Origin of the sequence: Inhella sp., assembly GCF_041912635.1 — a bacterium.
Classification (GTDB): Bacteria; Pseudomonadota; Gammaproteobacteria; order Burkholderiales; family Burkholderiaceae_C; genus Inhella.
Window position 1 is genome coordinate 1 of the sequence record NZ_JAYRMO010000064.1, and the last position, 2,952, is coordinate 2,952.

5 protein-coding genes are annotated in these 2,952 nt (G+C 67.9%); 4 read left to right on the plus strand and 1 reads right to left on the minus strand.

Annotated elements, in window-relative coordinates; all coding sequences use genetic code 11:
- On the minus strand, positions 1 to 142 hold a 142-nt coding region (locus ACE3QP_RS21595; RefSeq protein ID WP_374439127.1), incomplete at its 3' end, for a phage integrase N-terminal SAM-like domain-containing protein.
- Positions 143 to 207: 65 nt separating this feature from the next.
- Here ACE3QP_RS21595 and ACE3QP_RS21600 point away from each other — a divergent pair.
- The 4 genes from ACE3QP_RS21600 to ACE3QP_RS21615 are packed head-to-tail and all read left to right on the plus strand — an operon-like array spanning position 208 to position 2,856.
- Positions 208 to 558, plus strand: a complete 351-nt coding sequence (locus ACE3QP_RS21600; RefSeq protein WP_374439119.1) for a transposase — start codon at positions 208 to 210, stop codon at positions 556 to 558.
- A complete protein-coding gene (gene tnpB / locus ACE3QP_RS21605) occupies positions 555 to 908 on the plus strand; it encodes an IS66 family insertion sequence element accessory protein TnpB (RefSeq protein WP_374439121.1) in 354 nt (117 codons plus the stop codon). Before ACE3QP_RS21600 ends, tnpB begins: the two co-directional genes overlap by 4 nt.
- Before the next feature lie 50 nt (positions 909 to 958).
- Positions 959 to 2,566 carry an IS66 family transposase gene (locus tag ACE3QP_RS21610; protein ID WP_374439123.1) on the plus strand — a complete coding sequence of 536 codons (1,608 nt, stop codon included), beginning with the start codon at positions 959 to 961 and terminating at the stop codon, positions 2,564 to 2,566.
- A gap of 20 nt (positions 2,567 to 2,586) precedes the next feature.
- Complete coding sequence (locus tag ACE3QP_RS21615; RefSeq protein ID WP_374439125.1) at positions 2,587 to 2,856, plus strand: hypothetical protein; 270 nt, start codon at positions 2,587 to 2,589, stop codon at positions 2,854 to 2,856.
- The last annotated feature ends 96 nt before the right edge of the window (positions 2,857 to 2,952 follow it).

Below are 2,952 nucleotides of genomic sequence, written 5' to 3' on the forward strand. Positions count from 1 at the left end.
TGTCCACCAGGTGCAGTTGGAAGCGGCGCAGGTCCTCAGCGGTCGCGGTGTGGGGCGAGCGGCCCAGGAACGCAGAGAGCTTGCGCACGGCGCGGATGTAGCCCTCTTGCGTGTGCGGGGCGAACTGTGAGCGTCTGGGCATCCCACCTTGAACTCCTGGCCTGACTCGCAAACGATGCTGTCCACGATCAACTCATCGTGGACACGATGGCTACGGACAAGAAGCGGATTCGGCGTAACCACAGCCCGGCGCTCAAGGCGCAGATCCTTGCGCCATGCGCAGCGCCTGGCGCCTCGGTCGCCAAGATCGCCATGGCGCACGGCATCAACGCCAACATCGTGCACGGCTGGCGCAAGCTCGCTCGCGACGGCGGGCAGCCCGCTCTTCCTGTGCCGGCCTTCGTGCCGGTGAGGATCGAACCTCCTGCGACACCAGTACCGACGGCGGCTCAGCGCGTTGAGATCGAACTGCGTCGCGGCCCGCTGTCCGTGCGCATCGACTGGCCGTTGTCAGCTGCCGCCGAGATGAGCGCCTGGCTGCGCGAGCTGCTGCGGTGATCCGCATCGACGCCCTATGGCTGTGCACCCAACCCCAGGACATGCGCGCAGGCGCCGACCGGCTGCTGGCTGTGGTCGTCAACCTACTGGGCGAGGCCCGTGCGCACCACGGCTACCTGTTCGCCAACGCGCGTGCCAGCCGCATCAAGCTGCTCGTGCACGATGGCTTTGGCGTGTGGTGCGCCACCCGCAGGCTGCATGCCGGACGCTTCGTCTGGCATGTGCCGCCCACCTGCCAGTCAGGTGCGGCTGCGCCGGCCTTGCAGCTGAGCAGCCAGCAGTTCGATGCCCTGCAGCTGGGCCTGCCCTGGCAGCGCCTGAGCGAGTTCAACACCATTCGCCGCTGCTGAGCCGTTGACAGCGCAAGTGCCGATGGCGTGTCGATGCAGGGCACGGCACCATGCCGCCCATGCTCGGCAGCACCGCCTCCCTTGACCCCACGACCTGGCCTGCCGAGGCGGCCACGCTGATCGCGCAGCTACAGCAGCAGGTCCAGTCCCAGGCGCGCGAGATCGCCTGGCGCGATGCGAAGCTGGACAAGCTCAACTTTGAGCTGGCGCGCCTCAAGCGCTGGAAGTTCGGCGCCAAGACCGAGGCAATGACAGCCGAGCAGCGCGCGCTGTTCGCCGAGACCCTGGTCGAGGACGAGGCCAGCCTGCAGGCGCAACTTGCAGAGCTGCAGGCCAACCTACCCGAAGCCCCCAAGACCCACAAGGCGCCGCGCGCCAAGCCGCGCCGCCAGGCATTGCCTGCGCACCTGCGCCGCGTCGAACACCGCCACGAGCCCGCCGACACCCACTGCGCCACGCCGGGCTGCGGCCAGCCCATGCAGCGCATCGGCGAGGACGTCAGCGAGAAGCTGGACATCGTGCCGGCCGAATTCTTCGTGCACCGCCACATCTACGGCAAATGGGCCTGCCGGTGCTGTGAAGTTCTGCGTCAAGAACCCGCCGAGCCGGATGTGGTCGATGGCGGCATCCCCGCCAGCGGCCTGGTGGCCTACACCCTGATCAGTCGCTTCGTCGATCACCTGCCGTACTACCGGCAAGAGCCCATCAACGCCCGCTCCGGCGTGCACACACCGCGCGCCACGCTGGCCACCTGGGGCGGTGCCGGGGGCGCGAAGCTGGAGCCCCTCTACGAAGCGCTGCGGCATTTCATCCTGGGCTCTCGCGTGCTGCACGCCGACGAGACGCCGATCCCGCTGCTGGACCCCGGCGCGGGCAAGACGAAGCGGGCCTACATCTGGGCCTGGGCGCGCAGCCACCATGACCCGAACCCAGGCGTGATCTACCAGTTCTGCCTGGGCCGAGGGGCGCAGTACCCGGTGGCCTTCCTTGGGGGCAAGGCGGGGCCGTGCCCGCAGCCGGCTTGGAGCGGCGTCTTGCTCACCGACCAGTACGCGGCCTACAACGCCGTGCTCGACGCCCAGGTCCACCCGCAGCGCAAGGCCGCGGCGTGCGCCGCGCATGCACGAAGGCGCTTCGAGGAACTCAGCCGTGGCGGCAGCAGTGCCAGCAGCGTGGCCCTGGATGCCGTTCAACGCTGGGCGCGCATCTACCGTGCGGAAGGCACCTATGTCGACATGGACGACACGCAACGCCGCGAGGCCCGGCAGCGGCTGAGCCAGCCCCTGTGGGACGAGTTCGAGGTGTGGCTGCGGCTTGAGCGCCGGCAGGTGCTCGATGGCAGCAAGATCGCCGAGGCGATCGACTACAGCCTGAACGCCTGGGACTCGCTCACGCTGCACCTGCTGGACGGCGCGGTGGCCATCGACAACAACCTCATCGAGCGGCAGATCAAGCCCTGGAAGCTGGGCGCGAAGAACTGGTTGTTCGTGGGCAGCGAGTTGGCCGGGCACCGGGCAGCCGTGGTGATGAGCCTCGTGCAGTCGGCCAAGATGAACGGCCTGGACCCCTGGGCCTACCTGCGCGACGTGCTGGCGCGCATCCACTCGCATCCCAGCCATCGGATTGACGAGCTGCTGCCGCATCGCTGGCAGGCCTGAGGACCGCGGACAAGACGACGATGGGACGCATCACGCTGGCGGTGCTGGGCCGAGCGGTCTTGGATGTCGAAGGCATGAGCCAAGCCCAGAAGGTCCAGCTGGCCGATGAGGTCTTCGCCCAGCAGCCCAACCTGCTGGCGGCCATCCTCGTGCTGCCGCGCATGGGCGTCAGCGCGGAGCAGCTGGAGGTGCCGCTGCACATCCTGCTGGTGAGTTTCCAGGCGATGAAGCGAAGTGGTCATGTGTGGCCACGCATCTCTGAGGCGCTGTCGGCGCCGATCCAAATCTGAGCCACCGCGCCGACCGAATATTGAGCCAGGGGTGGAAGCCGACTTTGAAGGGGTCGGCTGTGGATAAGTTTAGGGCTTGAGCTGCTTCGTTGACCT